Annotated in this window: 16 protein-coding genes and 3 tRNA genes; 6 read left to right on the top strand and 13 right to left on the bottom strand. The window is 37.9% G+C overall.

Going from position 1 to position 19,633, the window contains the following annotated elements; genetic code table 11:
- Positions 1-15: 15 nt before the first annotated feature.
- The gene (gene dnaE / locus AC1Z3T_RS02065) at positions 16-3,588 is read right to left on the bottom strand and encodes a DNA polymerase III subunit alpha (protein WP_199959393.1); all 3,573 of its coding nucleotides are present in this window, start codon (positions 3,586-3,588) and stop codon (positions 16-18) included.
- Between the two features lie 319 nt (positions 3,589-3,907).
- Positions 3,908-4,780: an ATP-binding protein gene (locus tag AC1Z3T_RS02070; protein WP_004824480.1), complete on the bottom strand. Its 873-nt coding sequence runs from the start codon at positions 4,778-4,780 to the stop codon at positions 3,908-3,910.
- 199 nt (positions 4,781-4,979) lie between these two features.
- On the opposite strand from AC1Z3T_RS02070, the gene AC1Z3T_RS02075 reads away from it, so the two are divergent.
- The 5 genes from AC1Z3T_RS02075 to AC1Z3T_RS02095 all read left to right on the top strand — a co-directional run bounded on the left by AC1Z3T_RS02075 (position 4,980) and on the right by AC1Z3T_RS02095 (position 7,725).
- The gene (locus tag AC1Z3T_RS02075) at positions 4,980-6,491 is read left to right on the top strand and encodes a DUF3336 domain-containing protein (protein WP_004824479.1); all 1,512 of its coding nucleotides are present in this window, start codon (positions 4,980-4,982) and stop codon (positions 6,489-6,491) included.
- Positions 6,488-7,300 carry a protein kinase domain-containing protein gene (locus AC1Z3T_RS02080; RefSeq protein WP_483396450.1) on the top strand — a complete coding sequence of 271 codons (813 nt, stop codon included), beginning with the start codon at positions 6,488-6,490 and terminating at the stop codon, positions 7,298-7,300. Before AC1Z3T_RS02075 ends, AC1Z3T_RS02080 begins: the two co-directional genes overlap by 4 nt.
- Positions 7,301-7,408: 108 nt before the next feature.
- Positions 7,409-7,493, top strand: a tRNA-Leu gene (locus AC1Z3T_RS02085).
- Between the two features lie 36 nt (positions 7,494-7,529).
- Positions 7,530-7,603 (top strand) — tRNA-Trp (locus AC1Z3T_RS02090).
- 37 nt (positions 7,604-7,640) lie between these two features.
- Positions 7,641-7,725 (top strand) — tRNA-Leu (locus AC1Z3T_RS02095).
- Between the two features lie 142 nt (positions 7,726-7,867).
- Here the strand turns inward: AC1Z3T_RS02095 and AC1Z3T_RS02100 are convergent.
- The 7 genes from AC1Z3T_RS02100 to AC1Z3T_RS02130 form a co-directional block, all read right to left on the bottom strand.
- Positions 7,868-8,071 carry a hypothetical protein gene (locus AC1Z3T_RS02100; RefSeq protein ID WP_004719296.1) on the bottom strand — a complete coding sequence of 68 codons (204 nt, stop codon included), beginning with the start codon at positions 8,069-8,071 and terminating at the stop codon, positions 7,868-7,870.
- 174 nt (positions 8,072-8,245) lie between these two features.
- On the bottom strand, positions 8,246-8,473 hold the full coding sequence (locus AC1Z3T_RS02105; RefSeq protein ID WP_483396451.1) for a hypothetical protein: 228 nt from the start codon (positions 8,471-8,473) through the stop codon (positions 8,246-8,248).
- Between the two features lie 683 nt (positions 8,474-9,156).
- Positions 9,157-9,891: a hydroxyacylglutathione hydrolase gene (gloB, locus tag AC1Z3T_RS02110; protein WP_042089646.1), complete on the bottom strand. Its 735-nt coding sequence runs from the start codon at positions 9,889-9,891 to the stop codon at positions 9,157-9,159.
- Between the two features lie 191 nt (positions 9,892-10,082).
- Positions 10,083-10,712 (bottom strand): hypothetical protein, encoded by a 630-nt coding sequence (locus tag AC1Z3T_RS02115; RefSeq protein ID WP_151779536.1) that lies wholly within the window; start codon positions 10,710-10,712, stop codon positions 10,083-10,085.
- Positions 10,713-10,871: 159 nt separating this feature from the next.
- Positions 10,872-11,567 (bottom strand): methionine ABC transporter permease, encoded by a 696-nt coding sequence (locus tag AC1Z3T_RS02120; RefSeq protein WP_004824474.1) that lies wholly within the window; start codon positions 11,565-11,567, stop codon positions 10,872-10,874.
- Complete coding sequence (locus AC1Z3T_RS02125; protein WP_042089647.1) at positions 11,564-12,589, bottom strand: methionine ABC transporter ATP-binding protein; 1,026 nt, start codon at positions 12,587-12,589, stop codon at positions 11,564-11,566. The genes AC1Z3T_RS02120 and AC1Z3T_RS02125 overlap by 4 nt, the downstream gene beginning before the upstream one ends.
- Before the next feature lie 75 nt (positions 12,590-12,664).
- Positions 12,665-13,537, bottom strand: coding sequence for a MetQ/NlpA family ABC transporter substrate-binding protein (locus AC1Z3T_RS02130; protein WP_004824470.1), 873 nt, complete (start codon positions 13,535-13,537; stop codon positions 12,665-12,667).
- Positions 13,538-14,249: 712 nt separating this feature from the next.
- On the opposite strand from AC1Z3T_RS02130, the gene AC1Z3T_RS02135 reads away from it, so the two are divergent.
- The gene (locus AC1Z3T_RS02135) at positions 14,250-14,870 is read left to right on the top strand and encodes an RBBP9/YdeN family alpha/beta hydrolase (protein ID WP_483396452.1); all 621 of its coding nucleotides are present in this window, start codon (positions 14,250-14,252) and stop codon (positions 14,868-14,870) included.
- A gap of 156 nt (positions 14,871-15,026) precedes the next feature.
- On the opposite strand, the gene purD is transcribed toward AC1Z3T_RS02135, so the two are convergent.
- The 4 genes from purD to AC1Z3T_RS02155 form a co-directional block, all read right to left on the bottom strand.
- The gene (gene purD, locus AC1Z3T_RS02140) at positions 15,027-16,310 is read right to left on the bottom strand and encodes a phosphoribosylamine--glycine ligase (RefSeq protein WP_005032218.1); all 1,284 of its coding nucleotides are present in this window, start codon (positions 16,308-16,310) and stop codon (positions 15,027-15,029) included.
- Between the two features lie 135 nt (positions 16,311-16,445).
- On the bottom strand, positions 16,446-18,020 hold the full coding sequence (purH, locus tag AC1Z3T_RS02145) for a bifunctional phosphoribosylaminoimidazolecarboxamide formyltransferase/IMP cyclohydrolase (RefSeq protein ID WP_100885448.1): 1,575 nt from the start codon (positions 18,018-18,020) through the stop codon (positions 16,446-16,448).
- Positions 18,021-18,114: 94 nt separating this feature from the next.
- Positions 18,115-18,384: a DNA-binding transcriptional regulator Fis gene (fis, locus tag AC1Z3T_RS02150; protein WP_001086304.1), complete on the bottom strand. Its 270-nt coding sequence runs from the start codon at positions 18,382-18,384 to the stop codon at positions 18,115-18,117.
- A 374-nt stretch (positions 18,385-18,758) separates the two neighbouring features.
- Positions 18,759-19,616 (bottom strand): zinc-ribbon and DUF3426 domain-containing protein, encoded by an 858-nt coding sequence (locus AC1Z3T_RS02155; RefSeq protein WP_046761099.1) that lies wholly within the window; start codon positions 19,614-19,616, stop codon positions 18,759-18,761.
- Between the last annotated feature and the right edge of the window lie 17 nt (positions 19,617-19,633).

A 19,633-nucleotide genomic window follows, 5' to 3' on the forward strand; every position in this document is an offset into this window, starting at 1 on the left:
AGAAGATAGGGGAAGTTAGGAGTATTGACTTGCATCAGCGAGATACTCATCCATTGCATCATCCATGCTCATATTGTCTGGAGGTGGTGCAACTTGAGTAGGTTGTGCCAATTCACGATGGTCAACTGCCTTAGCCGCCTTAGATTTGACATAGTATTCAATATGAATCGACTCCTTACCAAAATAGTCTCGTAATTTTGATAAGAGTTCGTCTAAAGGAGCAACTTTCCATTGTTGTCCAAAATGCAAATCAGCCGTTGCATAATCATAGTCCAGTAAAATGTGTATAGGGATATGCTGGCACATATCTACATTGCAAAATGGCAGTAAAATTTTTTGAATATCTGAGGCTAAAGTTTTACTGATGACTTCTGGGTTCAATTTAATCGCAATATTATTGGCACGTTTTTGACGAATTTCATTGAGTGTAAACGCTTTGGTTAAGCGCCCCATTGGACGATCAAAGCCTTCTCGTTCATAAATTTCACCTTCAATCACCACCACTTTTTCATTCTGAATGATATCTTTAAAGCGTTGGAAACGCTCATGATTGGAGGAAACTTCGATACGAGCTGTACCATCATCCAATGTGATGACCATACGATTGGGGAAGTTAGCTACATCGACCACTAAGCCGGCAAATACTGTAGTTACACCACGACGTGTTGGTGTCAGTTCATTAATCTTATGAGGGATAAATGCTTTTAACTCAGGACGATATACATCAATTGGGTGACCAGTCAGGTATAAGCCAAGCGTATCTTTTTCACCTTTTAAGCGTACCTCATCTGACCACGCTTTCACAGGTTTGGCTGGTTTACGTTGAACTTCTTCAACTTCACCAAACAGATCCATAATGCCTGTTTCACGGTTTGATCGGGCCTGTTCTGCTGCTTGAACAGCTTCAGGAAGTTGAGCCATTAAGCTCGAACGTTCAATACCTAAACAATCCAGTGCGCCTGCACGGATTAAGGCTTCCAAGGTTCGTTTATTGATTTTTTTCAAATCTACACGGTGGCAAAAATCAAATAAATCTTTGTATGGACCATCTTGTTCACGTGAGTCAATCACGGACTGCATGGCTTGTTCACCGACACCTTTAATTGCACCTAAACCATAAATAATGGTTGTCGCATCACTGGCATAGAACTGATAGAACGACATATTCACAGATGGAGGCAATACAACTAAATTGTTGATTCGACAGTCATCAATTAAAAATACAATATTATCAGTATTTTGCATTTCAGAAGACATGACTGCTGCCATAAACTCCGAAGGGTAATGTGCTTTTAACCAAGCGGTTTGATAGGCAACTAAAGCATAGGCTGCCGCATGTGATTTGTTAAAACCATAACCTGCGAATTTTTCCATATAGTCAAAGATATGGTTTGCGGTAGCCTCATCAATATCCTTTTTCGCAGCACCTTCAATGAAGGTGGCACGTTGCTTGACCATTTCCTCGACTTTCTTTTTACCCATTGCACGACGAAGTAAGTCCGCACCACCGAGGGTATAGCCTGCACAAAACTGTGCTGCTTGCATAACCTGTTCTTGGTACACCATAATCCCATAAGTCGGTTCAAGTACACCTTCGAGAAGCGGGTGTAAATATTCAAATTCACCGCCATGCATACGATGAATAAAGTCAGGAATTAGATCCATAGGACCTGGGCGATATAAAGAAACGAAGGCAATAATTTCTTCAAATTTACTCGGGCGAGCTTCTTTGAGCATTTTTTTCATGCCCACGGATTCAAACTGAAACACCGCTGTTGTATTTGCATCAGCAAAAACAGCATAAGCTTTTGGATCATCCAAAATAATATTTGAAATGTTTAATGGTTGATCCGATTGAATTCGCTTATTGATATTTTGAACTGCATCTTCAATTACAGTGAGGTTACGTAGCCCCAAGAAGTCGAATTTAACTAAGCCTGCCGCTTCGACATCATCTTTATCGAATTGTGCAACTCTCCCCGTACCGTCAGCTTCACAGAGGATTGCCGAATAATCAGTAATCTTGGTGGGTGCAATCACTACACCACCAGCGTGTTTACCTGTATTTCGGGTAATACCTTCAAGCTTAAGCGCCATTTCCCAAATTTCAGCAGCATCGTCATAATCTGGATTGGATGGATTGGTGACGATGTCTTTGAGTTGGGGTTCTGCTTCAATAGATTCTTCTAAAGTTAAACCTAAAGGTTTTGTTGGAATCATTTTGGAAATACGATCTGCCAAACCGTAAGATTTTCCTAAAACTCGAGCGACATCTCGAATTGCACCTTTAGCCGCCATGGTACCGAATGTCGCAATTTGCGATACAGCATCACGACCGTAGTGGCGTGCCACATAATCAATAACTTTATCTCGCCCTGCGATACAGAAATCAATATCAAAGTCGGGCATGGATACCCGTTCTGGATTTAAGAAGCGTTCGAAGAGTAGATCATAACGAAGTGGATCTAAGTCGGTGATTTTTAAACTATATGCAACCAGTGAGCCTGCACCCGAACCACGTCCCGGACCAACTGGAACACCATTGTTTTTTGACCATTGAATGAAGTCCATGACGATTAAAAAATAACCAGGGAAATCCATTTTGTTAATGATGCCCAACTCATAAGCCAGTCGCTCATCATAAGGTTTACGAATTTCCGCCCAATCTTCATTTCGTGTTTCAACAGGATAAAGAAAGTCTAAACGTTCTTCTAAACCAATTTCAGACAGATGCTCGAAATAGGAGTGAATGGTGTGACCTTCAGGAATCGGATAATCAGGCAGGTCATGGAAGCCTAAACGCAGAGAGACTGTGCAACGTTTTGCAATTTGCAGTGTATTTTCTATAGCACTTGGAAGATCAGCAAATAGTTCAATCATCTCAGCAGATGTTTTAAAATATTGTTCAGGACTGTAGTTTTTTGGACGTTTACTGTCACCTAACACATATCCATCGGCAATACAGACACGCGCTTCATGCGCTTCATAATCTTCTGCGGTGATAAAATGCACATCATTGTGTGCAACCACACCAATCTTATATTTTGCGGCAAGTTTAACGGCTTCTTGATTGAAGTCTTCTTCAAGTGGACGACCTGTTCGAGTTAGCGCCAAATAGACCCGATTGCCAAATTTTTCAATCCACTGCTCAAGTAAAGGTTCAGCTTTTTCTGGGTATGCTGAACAGAGCATTTCACCTACATCACTGTGTAGACCTAATAGAACAATGATATCTTCGGATTGTTCAAGTATCCATTGCTTTTGAATACATGGAATTGAAAGTTGTTGACCTTCAATAAAACCTCGAGAAACGATTTCTGTCAGTCCACGCCAACCTTTATTGGTCATTGCAAGCAGGGTTGCTTTATGGTTGGCATCATTGAGACGAATCACACTGCCGAAAATAGGCTTAATGCCTTTACCTAATGCTTTATTATAAAACTTGACTGCGGCATGCAGGTTAGAGAGGTCAGTGATGGCTAAAGCAGGCATTTCATCAGATGCAGCAGCTTTAATCAGATCAGGTATACGTACAATCGATTCGGTAATCGAAAATTCGGTATGAATACCAAGATGAACAAACTGCATAGACCAATCCTATATGAAACTGCGTGCTATTTTATCACGCCTAAACTACGATGTGCTGAAATATCATCAGCTGACGAAATTAGTAGTGGAATTTTAAATGATTGAAATATATATAGAATATAATGTTTTAATATATTTGATATTCAATTGCATGTAATTCCAACAATTCTGATATGTAACATGTTGCAGTTGAATATGTTGAAATACACGTGTTGCTAAAACATGATTTGTTTTGAGTAAAGAACAACATAATAAACAAAATACCCTGATATTCGAATCAGGGTATTGTTTGGCAAATACTTGAAAGACAGGATAAAGATTAGACTGATTTTAATCGCTCAGAACCAATCCAGTGCTTAGAAAACTGATATGCAGCACGTCCTGAACGTTGTCCACGCGCTTGACACCATCTCAGTGCTTCAGCGCGAACTTCCTCGCCAAAGGGCATGGATTCTTTTTTAAGATAATGTTCAACAATTTCCAAATAAAGATTCTGATCCATGGGATAAAATGACAGCCACATTCCAAAGCGATCAGATAAAGAAATCTTCTCTTCAATGGCTTCTTGAGGGTGGAGTTCTTTATATTGAGGTACATCGACTTTAGTAACGGGGGTGTTCTCGTGCATAAACTCCGGCAATAAATGACGACGATTACTGGTTGCATAGATCACAAAGTTACTCGAACCGGACTGTAAAGAACCATCTAAGACACTTTTTAAACTACGATAATTTTCATCTTCAGCATTAAATGCCAAATCATCACAATAAACGATAAATTTTTCAGGACGATTTTGGATAATTTTTTGAATTTCTGGAAGATCTGATAAGTCATCACGTTCAATTTCAATTAAACGTAAACCTTGTTCAGAATACTGAGTTAACAAGGAGCGTACAATAGAAGACTTCCCAGTACCACGCGATCCAGTCAGTAGAATATCATTTGCAGGTAATCCATGCAGGAACTGTTCGGTATTTTGTAAAATTTTGGCTTTTTGCCTTTCGATTCCTTTAAGATCATCTAGGTGAATGGCTTTGGGATTGTAAATGGCTTTGAGTTGTTGATCATGCCATCGAAAAGCAACTGCCGAAAAGTCAGGTTCTTGTTTGGTTTTAGGTAAAAATTGCTGTAATTGATCAAGAACTTGAGATAATTTTTGGATGATATTGTCTGGTAAATCTAAAGTTGCCATATCCGTTCGCTATTTTCAGAAATTACAAAGTATGGATGATATTAGCACAGTAATTTTATTGAGCTCATCTCAATTGGTGATTATTGGAGTTGATTGCCAAAAAATTAAATGACTTGTGGTAATTGATTATCTGCTTATTTTTAAGCATAGTTTACAGATGAGTCTTCATCCTCGGGTTGAAATCAAAGGAAAATTAGAAATGCTATTAGAACTCACTCAGGATTTAAATCCGCACCAAGCCTATCGAATCAAAAAATTAAAGCGAAAACTTGAACATGCGGAGAATTACGAAGAGTGGAAGTCGATTGCATTAAAACTAGATGAAGAAACTGGTGCGCAAGAATGGAAATTTGACAATGGGTCTCCTTATTTTGATGCTGAGATCATTTCACATCGTTTAAACCTTTTGCGACGTTATCGACAGCAAAATCGTACACATGACTTGATGTATATCCTCAGAGAAGGATTTAGTCACGATGTTGCAAATATTGGGCATCCAATGTTGTTCGCACATACCTATGTAGGGACTAAAAAAATCATAGAAGACTATATAGATGAAGTGAGCAACAGTTTGGCATTTATCGCTTCTGAAAGTTGCCATTCATTATGTTTAAACAGTAAACGAGATTTTTTTAAAAACTGTGAAAAAGCCTATGGTCAACCTGCACTGATGTTTTCAGGTGGTGCGACATTAGGTTTATTTCATAGTGGTGTGTGTAAAGCACTTATGGAACAAGATTTGATGCCAAAGGTACTTTCTGGTTCAAGTGCTGGAGCGATCATGACTGCGCTGTTGGGTGTCAATGAACCAGTAGAAATTCCAAATCTTTTGTCAGGTGATCAGTTCTATAGTGAGGCTTTTCATTTTCGTAGTTTTAAAGAATTAATTAAAGGCAATGGTGGTTTTGCAGATGTGCGTTATCTGAAAAAGTTTTTGATTGAAAACTTAGGTGATGTAACTTTTGAAGAAGCTTTTGAAAAATCTGGTTTAGACATTAACGTTACTGTTGCACCATATGATGTATCTCAAGAAGATGCACGGATTATGAATAAATATACTTCGCCAGATTTATTGGTATGGAGTGCGGTGTTGGCTTCTTGTGCAGTACCGATTTTATTTCCGCCAGTCCGTTTAATCAGCAAACGTTATGATGGTGTTCATACGCCGTATTTAGCCAATACGCGTTGGGTTGATGGTAGTGTACGCAGTGATTTTCCTCAAGAACGTATGTCTCGTTTATATAATTTAAATTATACCATTGCCAGTCAAGTGAATCCGCATATTGTTCCCTTTATGCAGAACGATGAAGAACGCTATCGTAAAGATCTATTGAGTTGGCCAGAACGTATCGTTCGGATGCAAGGACGAATGGCGGCAATGGGGGTTATGGATTTTGCTCGTGGTCGAATGGGGCGTATACCTTCAATGAGACGTCTGCTTGATCATGGTTATGGCGTGATTGACCAACGCTATTATGGTGATGTGAATATCATTGGAAATTATAGCCTGCGCCACTATAGTTATATGCTGCAAAATCCGCGTCCTCATTTATTTAAGTTATTGCAAAGAGAAGGTGAGCGGGCTACATGGCCGAAGATATCGAGTATTGAAACACATGCCCGTATTGGCAAGACAATTCAACACTGTCTGGAAGTGCTGAACCATTCTATAAATCATTCTCAAGCTGTTGGGCAGCTATCGGAAGTATGAGCCTAAACAAAATTATTCTTCCAGTCGCATCAAATTCAATTCAAAGTCAAAAATTTGGTCGCCGTGTTTATCAGCTTAAACAGGGCGATCAATTTTTTTGGCTAAAGCTACAAGTAAAAAATATCAATCAGGATTATGAGCAAAGTTTTTTAAACGAGTTAAATTGTTATACACAATTAAATGCTTTAGAGAAACCGACTCATAAGGTGCTGTGCGATTTTTCAATCATTGATCCGTATCTACAATTTGAGTTAGATGAAGCGATAATTGAACAGGCGATCTGGATTAAAGATACTGAGCTTTTGTTTAAACCTGTGAGTGATCAATTCTCCCAAGAAGATGTCTACGGTAAATTGATGTCGAGCTTGGAGGTGCTGGAAAACTTGCATAACTATGGTTTTATACATGGTGATTTAAAACTTCAGCACTTTCGCTCTCAACAACAGCGCAGTTATCTGATCGACTTTGAGCAAACTTGCAGTATTGACCAAAATCGCTATGGATTGAAGCCGATAATAACTGCAACGCCTCGTTATATGGCACCTGAATTATTTCACGCACAACAGAAAACGTTTCAATCTGATATTTACGCATTGGGCATTATTTGGTTGGAATGGTTAACACAGCGACGTTTGTCTGCAAAAAGCTATCAAGACTGGGCAATTTTGCATTGCCAAAAGCTGAATGTGTGTTTGCCAGATCGTTTTAAATATTTAGAGTGCATTTTAAAAAGTATGTTGAACAAAAAAAATGAGCAACGTTGCTCAAATATTTATCAAATAAAACAAGTATTAAGCCAAATTGTTTAAACAAAAAGCAGTATTTGCAGCTTTTGTTTTTTATTTAAACAAACGAGTGGTTTTTTCGAAAAAAGGGCTTGTCATAACAAAACGATCTCTATAATATACACAGCCATTGGGGACGTGGCGAAATTGGTAGACGCACTGGATTTAGGTTCCAGCGCCGCAAGGTGTGAGAGTTCGAGTCTCTCCGTCCCCACCAAGCAATTCATTTTGTGGTATCAAAATGAAATGTAATAGAGGATTGGTGTAATGGTAGCATGACGGTCTCCAAAACCGTTCGTCAAGGTTCGAATCCTTGATCCTCTGCCAACTTATTTTAAACTATATTCGTATAGTTGTTTTATCCGGGGACGTGGCGAAATTGGTAGACGCACTGGATTTAGGTTCCAGCGCAGCGATGCGTGAGAGTTCGAGTCTCTCCGTCCCCACCATATTCGAAAAAGCATGATTTTTATCATGCTTTTTTATTGCCTGTAATTTTATATTTAAGGCAATAAAAAAGACCAAATCAAAAAACAATTTGGTCTTTTTCAGAGAGACTTCATTAAATATTAAAAATAATAGAGACTTGAATTAAGCTTTTAAGTGATCCTCAAATTCTTCACCCAGTTGCATTGCCAAATTATTACCAGATAAATCACAAGTCACTAAACCATATTCTTTTTTAAAACTGAAAGTAAATCCTTTACCATCCGCTAAGTTTTTGACTGAATAGCCTAATTTTTCTAACCAAATACGAAATGCAATTAAATTTTTTGCCTTAACAACTTTTTTCACAGAAGATCTCCTTAATTCCTGCCTACAAATTTAATAGGGATGACCTTTAAACTTTTAAAGGGGGAATTTGTTGAATTTTATTTTTTATATCAATATTTGAGCACTTTGAGAAATGACGCTTTTGTATCAATGCGTATTTTTTTGCTATCAGTATGAATATAATATGAATAGTTGTTAAAATACTAAAATAAAACAAATGGTTATATTTATTGTTGAAACATGTTTGTAATATTTTGATGCAAAGTTATGGTTTTTTAAAAGCAGAAATTTTCTCATTCTCGTTGCTTTAAATGTAAGTAAATTTAACAGAAATAGAGGGGATTTAGCTGATATTGAATGATATTGTTGTAAGAATTCTAAAATATCGCCAAAAAACTGTGTTTGATCAACTTCAAGTGTCATGAGATGTCCTGTATTGGAATAATTCTTAATCTTTTTTTAGTAAAATTCACATGATCATAAATTGTATGAGCACTCGATTGATAGAGTGCATCATCAAGTTCTTCATATAATAAAAAAATCGGTGCTATTACCGACGCAGTGTCTTTAATTGTCGTCTGAATGAGCTGTTGAAGTGTTTGAAGCTGGTTCATCGATTTTTTTGCTCAGTCTAGTGAGTTGAGCGTTGTCTTGTTATTTAGAAACTGATTAAGGTAGTTGTTATATTGCTCTAGGTGTTTAAAAAGATCATTTACCTTTCATTCTAGTGGTGCAGACATGCTAATGCATGCAGAGACAGGGAACTTTTTACTGAGTTCAAGGGATAATATCGCGCCCAAAGATACACCGATGACAGTAATTTGCTCATAACCTTGTTGTCTTAAGAATTGATAAGCCTTATGGCTATCCTGTAATCAATCTATTGAGGTGTAATTTACAAAATCATCAATCGCTAAGCCATGTCCTGAATAGGAAGCTGTGTAACATGTGTAGCTGTATTGATGCAGAAATTCTGCCAATGCTTTCATATCTCGCACAGCACTGGTATAGGCGTGTAGTCACAATACTGCGCATTGAAAGGCTGGTAAAAAAATAGGTTTGGGTTGGCTTAGCTTGAATATGCAAGTTTGGCTCAGTATAACGCGTTAAAAATTATCTTTAAGCGCCCGAATTCGAGCAAATTCTTCAGCACTTTCAACACGTAAAAATGGATTGGTTTCAAGTTCGATTTCAATGCTGCTGGGTAAGGTAATTTTTCCTTGTTGTCTCAGGTGTTTAATTTCTTCTGCTCGTTGTTGAATGGCGCGATTCTCAGGTTCAATGTGTAAAGCAAATTGTGCATTTGAAAGAGTATATTCATGGGTGCAATATACTTGAGTTCTTGGTGGGAGCGCTGCAAGGCGATTGAGCGAATGATAAAACTGTTCTGGCGTTCCTTCAAACATGCGACCGCAACCCATAGCAAAAAGCGTATCTCCACAAAATACGCTATCAAGCGCATCTATGAAGTAAACAATGTGTCCTAAGGTGTGTCCTGGTACCGCGATAATATCAATTTTGACTCCATGGAATTCAAATTGATCATCATGTTGTAGTGGGTGAGTTATAAAGGGGATATGACTTAGTTCTTCACGTGGTCCATATACAGGAATATTGCGATTCGCAATCAGTTCTGGAACACCACCAATATGATCTTTATGCCAGTGTGTGAGCCAGATTTGCTCTAAATTAAGTTGCTGTTCTTTACAATAATCCTCAACCAATGATGCTTCAGTCGGATCAATCGCAACAACATTATGGCTTTGTTGATGTTCGATAAGCCAAATATAGTTTTGTAATTGGTTTTTAACATCGATGACGTGAATTTTAAATTGCATCATTGTATTCCCTGTATACGCTGACTTAAATTTAATATCAAATTCACTCAATAGACAAGTTGGAAAGTGACTAAATCATCTCGCTAAGCATGCATTAAAGCAGGGAGTGAGAATGAGAAAATAGGCTGTTGGTTGATCTGAAGGATTTTAATTGTCAAGCATAGCCAATCAATGATCAGCTATGCTAAGTCAACTTAACAAGCCATTCCTTGGTTGATTTCAAGTTTGTTTAGCTTACCGTTTTTGAAATCAAAATGGACATAGGCGGTATAACCTATTTCAAATTCGGTGGATTTTTTTAAATATTGTTTCGCTTCAGCACTGGTTAAAATCAGAACGTCTGTGCCGTTCTTTGCGCTGTTTGGAAAATCTTTTTTAAATTGATTAAGTGTGTATTGATGGGTGATGGCTTGGTTATTCACGAAAATACTGTCATTGATGTTCTGACTATTTGACCAAGCTAACCAAACACGCCCTTTGGTTGTTCCCAGTTGTTGAAAGTTTTGTTTATTTTTATAAAAACTGTCAGATTTAATTTGTGGGTTGTCTTCAGCAAATATTTCAAATTTCAAATTTTTTCCAGATGGTGTAGAAGTTGAATATTCATAGTTTCCTGTACATTCTGCGTACTCTTTGGTGATCTTTTGACTATTTTTCCCCAATAATTTGTCAACTTGTACTGCACTTATTGCTTGATTGAGTTCTATTCCATTTACTTTTACTGTTGTGGTGTAATCTTCGGAACCATGTGCAAAACTTCCCATCGTAAAAAGAAAAAGTGTTGATATAAGTGTTCGATTAAATATTTGGTTAAGTTTATTCATTTTAAAGATGCCTCAAATTTTCCATAACTTACTTAGTTATGAGTGTTTGATCAAGAGACTAGCGAGTAAGGACTAACTTTTATAGGGTTCAATTCAAATTATACTGAGTGCAATCAAAAAAATACCCTCAAGGTAGAGGGTATGATTTCAGAATCACGATTATCTCAGTTTAGATAACCAATTTCCTAAGCTTTGAACAATTTGGACTAGAACCAACAATACAATAACAGTGAGATAGACCACACTTTGGTCAAAGCGTTGATAACCATAAGAAATAGCTAAATCACCAATACCGCCAGCACCAACGGCCCCTGCCATAGCAGTTGCACCAATCAAACTGATCGTCGCTGTGGTTAGACTCAGGATCAGAGAACTGCGTGATTCTGGAATGATAAATTTAAAAATAATCTGCCAAGGAGATGCACCCATTGCTTGAGCTGATTCAATAATTCCTTCATTTACTTCGAGTAGCGACGTTTCCACTAAGCGTCCAATATATGGACCAACATAAATCGTTAACGGAACGATTGCTGCCCATGTTCCGATGGTAGTACCCACCAGTGCTTTTGTCAGTGGGAATACAGCAATAAGCAGGATAATGAAGGGTAGTGAGCGTAAAGCATTTACGATCGGGTTCAGAATTTGATAAACGGCACGATTCGGCAGAATACCATTTGGGCGAGTGACCAATAAGATAATGGCTTGAATAAAGCCCCAGATTGTACCGAACAACATTGCAAAGAAAACCATTTGTAAGGTTTCTTGCATTGCTGTAACAAATTGGTCAATGCTGAGTGAGCTTTTCCAAAAGGGAGCAGTCAATGTTGTTAGCCACTGTACAATGAGCTCTCTCATACTCGCACTCCTGACTGTTCAACTTTTACACCATTTCTTTCAAAAAATTCAATCGTCTGACGAATATTATCTGCATCACCGAGAAGCTGGATAAACATTTGACCGATCACTGAACCATTAATTTCAGTCATATTGGCAAACAATATATTCAAACTGACATCAAATTGTTTAATTGCAGCTTGAACGACAGTTTCTTGAGCAGATGTGCCAAGGAATTGTAGGCTGTAAATACTTTTATGATTTTGATTTTCTAAATTATTTAAAATATTTACAGGCAATTGTTGCTGTAAAACAGTCTGTATGAAGTTTTTTGTCGTAGGGTGTTGTGGTTGGCTAAAGATTTCAAGAGTTGAACCCGTTTCGATGACTTTCCCTTGTTCCATGACAGCCACATAGTCACATACAGATTCGATGACATCCATTTCGTGGGTAACCATCACCACAGTAATCCCTTGTTCCTGATTAATTTTTTTAAGCAAAGCAAGCACAGATTTTGTGGTTTGTGGATCGAGTGCAGAAGTTGCCTCATCACAAAGCAAAATTTTTGGATGATTTGCCAAGGCACGAGCAATACCGACACGTTGTTTTTGACCACCTGAAAGCTCATCGGGATACGCATCTTTTTTATGCTTTAAGTCAATAAACTCAAGCAACTCATTTAGGCGTTTTTCACGTTCAGACTTGTTTACGCCCAATAATTTCAGAGGCATTTCAATGTTGTCTGCCACTGTTTTGGTTTGTAGTAAATTAAAATGCTGAAAGATCATCCCGATGTTTGCACGTTCTTGACGTAATGTACGTGCATCAAGTGCTGTAAAGTCTTTTTGATTGATAATGACCTGACCTTCATTGGGGCGCTCAAGCAGGTTAATCAAGCGGATTAAGGTACTTTTACCAGCGCCACTATAGCCAATAATGCCAAAAATACTGCCCGCAGGAATTTCCAGATTAATCTGATCCAGCGCACGTATGGTCTGACCTTTTAACTCATAGTGTTTTGAAATGTTTTTAAATTCAATCATATCGTCAAAAACTATACTAAAAAGAAAAAACAGGCAAAGTCGCTTTGCCTGTTTTGTTTATAAGCCATTATAAGGCTATTTTGCTTCTGTAAGGTAGCTTACTGGTTTATTCACATCCACTTTAGTACCACCAAAGTGTTCTTGAACATATTTACCAACAGCTGCAACATGATATAACTCACCCACTTTTTTCAAGATAGGATCGTCTTTACGCGCATCAGCTACCGCTAATACATTGACATTCATTTTGGTGGTTTGGTCTACTGGTTCATAGTAAATTGAATCTTTGAGTACATTTAAACCACCTTCCATTGCGAGCGTGTTGCCTAAAACAATCGCATCAACTTCATCTTTAGCACGAACCGCAGTTGCCATTTGAATTGGTTTGATCACGATTTTTTTAGTATTTTCTGTGATGTCAGCAGGTGTACCTTTAACAAGATCAAAGCCATCTTTTAATTTGATTAACCCAGCAGATTGAAGCAGCAATAAGGCACGTGATTCGTTTGCACCATCGTTAGGAATCGCAATCGTTGCACCATTTGCGAACGCTTCAACTTTTTTAACTTTGCTAGAGTAGATACCCATAGGCTCTAAATATGTTGTAGAGATCGGTGCAATTTTTTCTTTGTTAGAATCATTGAAAGCCACAAGGTAAGCGTACGATTGAAAAGCATTAATATCGACTTCTTTGTTGGCAACAGCAGTGTTCATTGCAACATAGTCAGTGAAATTTTTAACTTCAAGCTTAATTCCTGCTTGTTTGGTTTCAGGGAGTGTTGCGATATAACGCCAAATATCTGCATCCGAACCCGTTGAAGCCATAGTTACGACTTGTTCTTTTCCTGCATCTGCTTGAGCAGTGTCATTTTTTGGAGCTTCTTGTTTTCCACAAGCAGAAAGGGTAAGCACAGATGCGCTGAGTAAAACGCCAAACAGCTTTTTCATGAATCAGTCCTAAGTAGGAAATGCAATCGAATAGAGTCCCTTGCATTCTCGATGGTTTAAATCGAATTTTTAACATCTTTGAAAATAAATAATGCGCTGACGTACATGTCGTATTGCGCTATCTATGATCTTTACATTTGGGAATTAGAGTGAAGTTTTAAAGGAATTTTAATTGTTTAAAACCGCCCCTAAAGATTTGTTTATCATATCAATAAATCAATGTTATACATAGTGGTTGTTTTTTAACAATGTATCATGCTGCATCAGATTGAATATCAATGTTTTTATTAATTTATGAGGTAAAACAATCGCTTTTGTTGAATTTTTTGATAACGTTGTTTAAATTTTATGCTTATTCATTATATATAAATTTTTTAGGATTTTTTATCTCAATTTTAGATATAGGAATTTTATAGGGATAGCCAAAACAAAGGGAGTATTTAAGATATTTTTATATCTCGTGCTTAGTTAGTCTCATAAAAATATCAGTTTGAATATATTGACTGGCTTGTCTCATTGAATGTTTTAGATCATAACGTCAGTTGGGTATATATTTCATGATTTAGCTTTTTCGCTGGCTTGGAATGAGTTTATTTCTGATGTGAATTAATTTGTTAGTGTGATGTTCTCAATGCGGTATGAATTCACTTGACACTCACACTACTGTCATACTTTAGCATGATGAATGTCCTGTCAACAGAGTGCTAAACTTATGAGATTTATCATTGTTGTATTCAGTTTTTTTCTATTGATCAATGCAGCATTTGCGCAAAATAATATTTATATTATTCATGGCTACGGTGCAAATGTGAATGATCATTGGTTTGGTTATATTGAGCGTAACATAAGTGATCAAAATAACCGTGTTATAAAAATTGCTTTACCTGATCCAAGTCATCCTCATCTTTTAGCGTGGAATAAAACGTTAAAAGACAATATTCCTCGAATTGATAAACATACATTTTTCGTTGCGCATAGTTTGGGCTGTATCACCTTACTTGATTATCTTGCACAATCAAACTTTCAGCAAATCGGTGGGGTGGTTTGTGTGTCAGGATTTTCTGAACGATTGAAAGCCTTACCTCAGTTGGATGGATATATTCTTGCTACGAAAAAAGACTTTTCTTTTAAAAATAAAATTCTGTATGGGCAGATGTTTATTTCTGATCATGATCAATATGTCCCCAAAGAATTAAGTCTAGCGTTGGCCCAAGAACTTAACTTTGCTTATACAGTGATACCTAATGCTGGACACTTCCTTGCCAGTGATGGTTATATTGAATTTCCACAATTGCTAGATTGGTTAAGAAATGCAACTGAAGCTCATGATTAATTTGAGGGGGCTAATTTAATAAACGAAATTAAAATTTGTGCTTGAATGAGTAATAAAAAACCCGCATTGAAGCGGGTTTTAAACTTCTTTGAGATTAAAAGCGACGACACTTAAAACTGTCTGCTGTCGCAGGCATTTGTGAAGTATCAAAAGATTTTAGGCATTTTCACGTGCAATTGCGCGGTAACCAATATCTTTACGATATTGAACACCATCAAAAGTCACTTTTTGGCAAAGTTCTAAAGCTTTCGCTTGCGCTTCACCGATTGTGTTGCCTAAAGCAGTCACGCAAAGTACTCGACCACCCGCAGTGACAATCTCACCATTGGCATTTTTAGCTGTGCCTGCGTGGAATACTTTTGCATCAGCCATTTCTGTATCTAAACCAGAAATGACATCATCTTTGCTCGAAGTTTCAGGATAACCTTTCGATGCGAGAACGATCCCTACAGTTTTACGCTCATCCCATTCAGCTTCTGCTGGAAGTTGACCGTCGATACCCGCTTCAACCAAATCAACCAAAGATGATTTTAAACGCATCATGATCGGTTGCGTTTCAGGATCACCAAAACGACAGTTGAATTCAATCACACGTGGTTGACCTTCATCATCAATCATTAAACCTGCATAGAGGAAACCTGTATAAACATGACCATCTGCTTTCATGCCATCTACAGTTGGACGCATCACTTCTTTCATCACTTTATCAAAGACTTCAGCTGTGACCACAGGGGCAGGAGAGTACGCCCCCATACCACCAGTATTTGGTCCTTGGTCACCTTCAAAAATACGCTTATGGTCTTGTGATGTTGCCATTGGGAGAATGTTTTCACCATCAATCATGCAAATGAAAGATGCTTCTTCACCTGCAAGGAATTGTTCAATCACAACACGAGAACCTGCATCGCCGAACTTATTGCCTGCAAGCATGTCATCAATCGCATCAAATGCTTCTTGATTGGTCATTGCAACAATAACGCCTTTACCTGCAGCAAGACCGTCAGCTTTAATCACTATCGGCGCGCCATTTTTTTCTACGAATGCTTTCGCAGCATCTACTTCTGTGAACACATCATAGAAGGCGGTTGGAATATTGTGGCGTTTTAAGAAATGCTTAGCAAAAGCTTTTGAACCCTCAAGCTGAGCAGCGAATTGAGTAGGTCCCCAAATTTTAAGTCCAGCAGCTCGACCTGCATCTACAACACCATTTACAAGTGGTGCTTCTGGACCAACAACAATTAAATCGACTGCATTATTCTTAGCAAAGTGAATAATTGCAGGGTTGTCGAGGATGTCGAGCGCAACATTTTCACATTTATGTTCTGTAGCTGTACCTGCATTGCCAGGTGCAACAAACACTTTTGTGACTTTTTCATCTTGAGCGATTTTCCATGCAAGTGCATGTTCACGACCGCCATTACCCAAAACTAAAATGTTCATTGAATGTATCCTTTTTAAATTCTTTCCTCTCATTTATTGGTGAGGGTGGAATTTAAAGCGTCCTATATTTCGTAACAAATCCCCCTTTTTATAAAGGAGGATTTGGGTGAATTTTCTAATTTGATTTATCGTAAATTAATGACGGAAATGACGCATACCTGTAAAGACCATAGCGATTCCAGCTTCATCAGCTGCCGCAATGGTTTCTTCATCACGCATAGAACCACCTGGTTGAATAATACATTTAATACCTGCTTTTGCAGCATTATCAATACCATCACGGAATGGGAAGAATGCATCAGATGCCATTACCGCACCTTCAACCACTAAGCCAGCATGCTCAGCTTTAATAGCCGCAATACGTGCTGAGTTGACACGGCTCATTTGACCTGCACCTACACCGATAGTTTGACGACCTTTAGCATAGACAATTGCATTTGATTTAACATATTTCGCAACTTTCCATGCGAAGATCAAATCATCAATTTCAGCTTCAGTAGGAGCACGTTTTGTTACGACTTTAAGATCATCCTTGGTGATCATGCCAAGATCTTGGTCTTGAACAAGTAAACCGCCATTAACACGTTTATAGTCATATTGTGCAGCACGTTCATCAATTTTTGGCAATTCGCCACAAACTAAGACACGAACGTTTTTCTTGGCACCAGTCACTTCAAGAACGCCATCTGCAATGCTTGGTGCAATGATCACTTCAACGAACTGACGATCGACGATCGCTTGAGCAGTTGCTACATCAAGTTCGCGGTTAAATGCAATGATGCCGCCAAAAGCTGATTCTGGATCTGTTGCATAAGCAAGATCATAAGCTGTTTGAATCCCATCAAGTGATACAGCAACACCACAAGGGTTGGCATGTTTTACGATCACGCAAGCTGGTTTAGCAAATGATTTCACACATTCTAAAGCTGCATCTGTATCAGCGATATTGTTATAAGAGAGTTCTTTACCCTGTAACTGTTTTGCAGTAGAAACTGATGCTTCAGTTGCAGTTGCTTCAACATAGAAAGCAGCAGACTGGTGAGGATTTTCACCATAACGCAGGTCTTGTACTTTATTTAATTGTGTATTGAAAGTACGTGCAAATTTATCTGCTTGACCTTCTTCGTTACCTACTCGAGCGCCTAAGTAAGATGCAATCATGCCATCATATTGTGCAGTATGTTCAAAAGCTTTTACTGCCAAATCAAAACGAGTTGCATAAGATAGTGCACCCTCAGTCTTGAGTTCATTGATCACCGTTGCATAATCGGCTGCGTTTACCACAATGCCCACAGATGCATGATTTTTTGCAGCAGCACGAACCATTGTTGGACCACCAATATCAATATTTTCAATTGCATCAGCAAGAGAACAATTTGGTTTAGCAACAGTTGCGGCAAATGGATAAAGGTTTACAACAACAAGATCAATCGCATCAATATTGTGTTCAGCCATGACAGCTTCGTCTAGTCCACGACGAGCCAAGATGCCACCATGAATTTTAGGATGTAATGTTTTTACGCGACCATCCATCATTTCAGGGAAGCCAGTGTGCTCTGAAACTTCAACTACAGCGACATTGTTGTCTTTAAGCAACTTATATGTACCACCAGTAGATAAAATTTCTACCCCAAGAGCAACAAGGTTCTGGGCAAATTCAACGATCCCGGTTTTATCAGAAACAGAGATTAAAGCGCGTTTAATAGTCATGATCTTCGTCAACAGTTTTTAAGTCTAGAGATTGAACAGGTAGGCAAAACGTAGGTAAAAAAAATGCCCACGCAAGCCGTGAGCATTTTATCATTTATTCACTCATTAAACCGTGAGCTTTTAACTTTTTGCGTAAAGTTCCGCGGTTTAGTCCGAGAATTTCAGCAGCGCGTGTCTGATTCCCGCGCGTATATTCTAGAACGACAGATAAAAGAGGTTTCTCCATTTCTGCTAGCACCATATCGTACACTTGAGATGGTTGCTCACCTTGCAATTGTGCAAAATAGTGACGAACTGCGCGATCTACGTGAATACGAAGAGCGACATCAGATTGTGCAGTAAAAATAGGAGATTTGCTATTCATGCGAGTTAATCCGAAAAATCAAAATATTGCTTGGGTAAAGCAATATAAATGTGGTCTAAAAAAATCTGAGCCCCGTTTTAGATCCTAAAACGGTTGGCTCTAAAACAAGAACAATTAGCTTGCCACAAATCGTCGAGTTGAGTGAAAAATAAGCGTAACAATAGATTAATATTTGTTACTACACTCTTTTAAACAAAAAAATGTTCTACTTGCGCGATATTGGATATAAAGCACATAACAAAACAGTAGTTTTTGTGAAAAATTGCGAGGAGTTTGCAGGACAAAGCTTTCGTGGCGCGTATGATAGCATTGTCTCAGAAAAAATGAGCAAGAAAACTACATTTTTTTTCATTTTTTTGTAGTTTTTTTTAATTTTATGGATGAATGACGTCTAATTGATAGTCATCAAAACTTTTTCTAGGCTCTGTAATGACAAATTTAAAAGGATATGGGCTATTTTGTGGAATTCGTTTAATTCCTATCAAACTCTTGATGAGATAGTCTTCAGCTGGGATTGAATAGGTTTTGACTATTTTATCATTTGCTTTGAGTGTGACCTTTATTATCGGGAGCTCTAAACTTTTAGAGTACTGATTATTGATTTGACCTGAAAATTGAGTTTGTTGTGAATCAATTGCCTTTACTCTGAGATTACTAATCACGATATGTTTGTAACGTTGATCGACAGTATCACAATGAAAAACTGAACATGCTTTGGTGAAAACAGTATTGATTGCAGGATAGCGGTCAGTCAAGTTTGGGTTAAACCAAACAATTTGGAACATTAAAATGCTAAGCAATGAAAGATTGATGAAACTCCAAGCCAGATAATACAAAGTACTTTTCGGTTTGAGCAGATCATCGCCTTTGTGATTGAGTCCCTTCGATAGATTTAAACTGGGAATATTATGAACAGGTTCATTATTAAAGTAGTTCAAATTATTTAAGTAGGTTCTCAGATCTATATTGGAATGTTCAACTTTACGATTGAATATATCCAGCACGCTGGTTTCATTCCGACGATTATCAAAAGACTCCTGATTCAATTTGTGTTCTGTTTCAGGGGTATTTATCGCTTGCTGGTCAGAAGGAGAGGGTTGAAGATGAACCAGTGCATTAAAGTTATCGCCACATTTTGGACAACAAACCATACCTTGCGCAACAGTAAGCTGTGTAACTGACACTTTATAAATTGAAGCACAATTAGGGCAGCGGGTTTGTTTTTCAGCCATAGATAGTTAAATATTCA

The sequence above is a fragment of the Acinetobacter sp. B-6 genome (assembly GCF_056930735.1).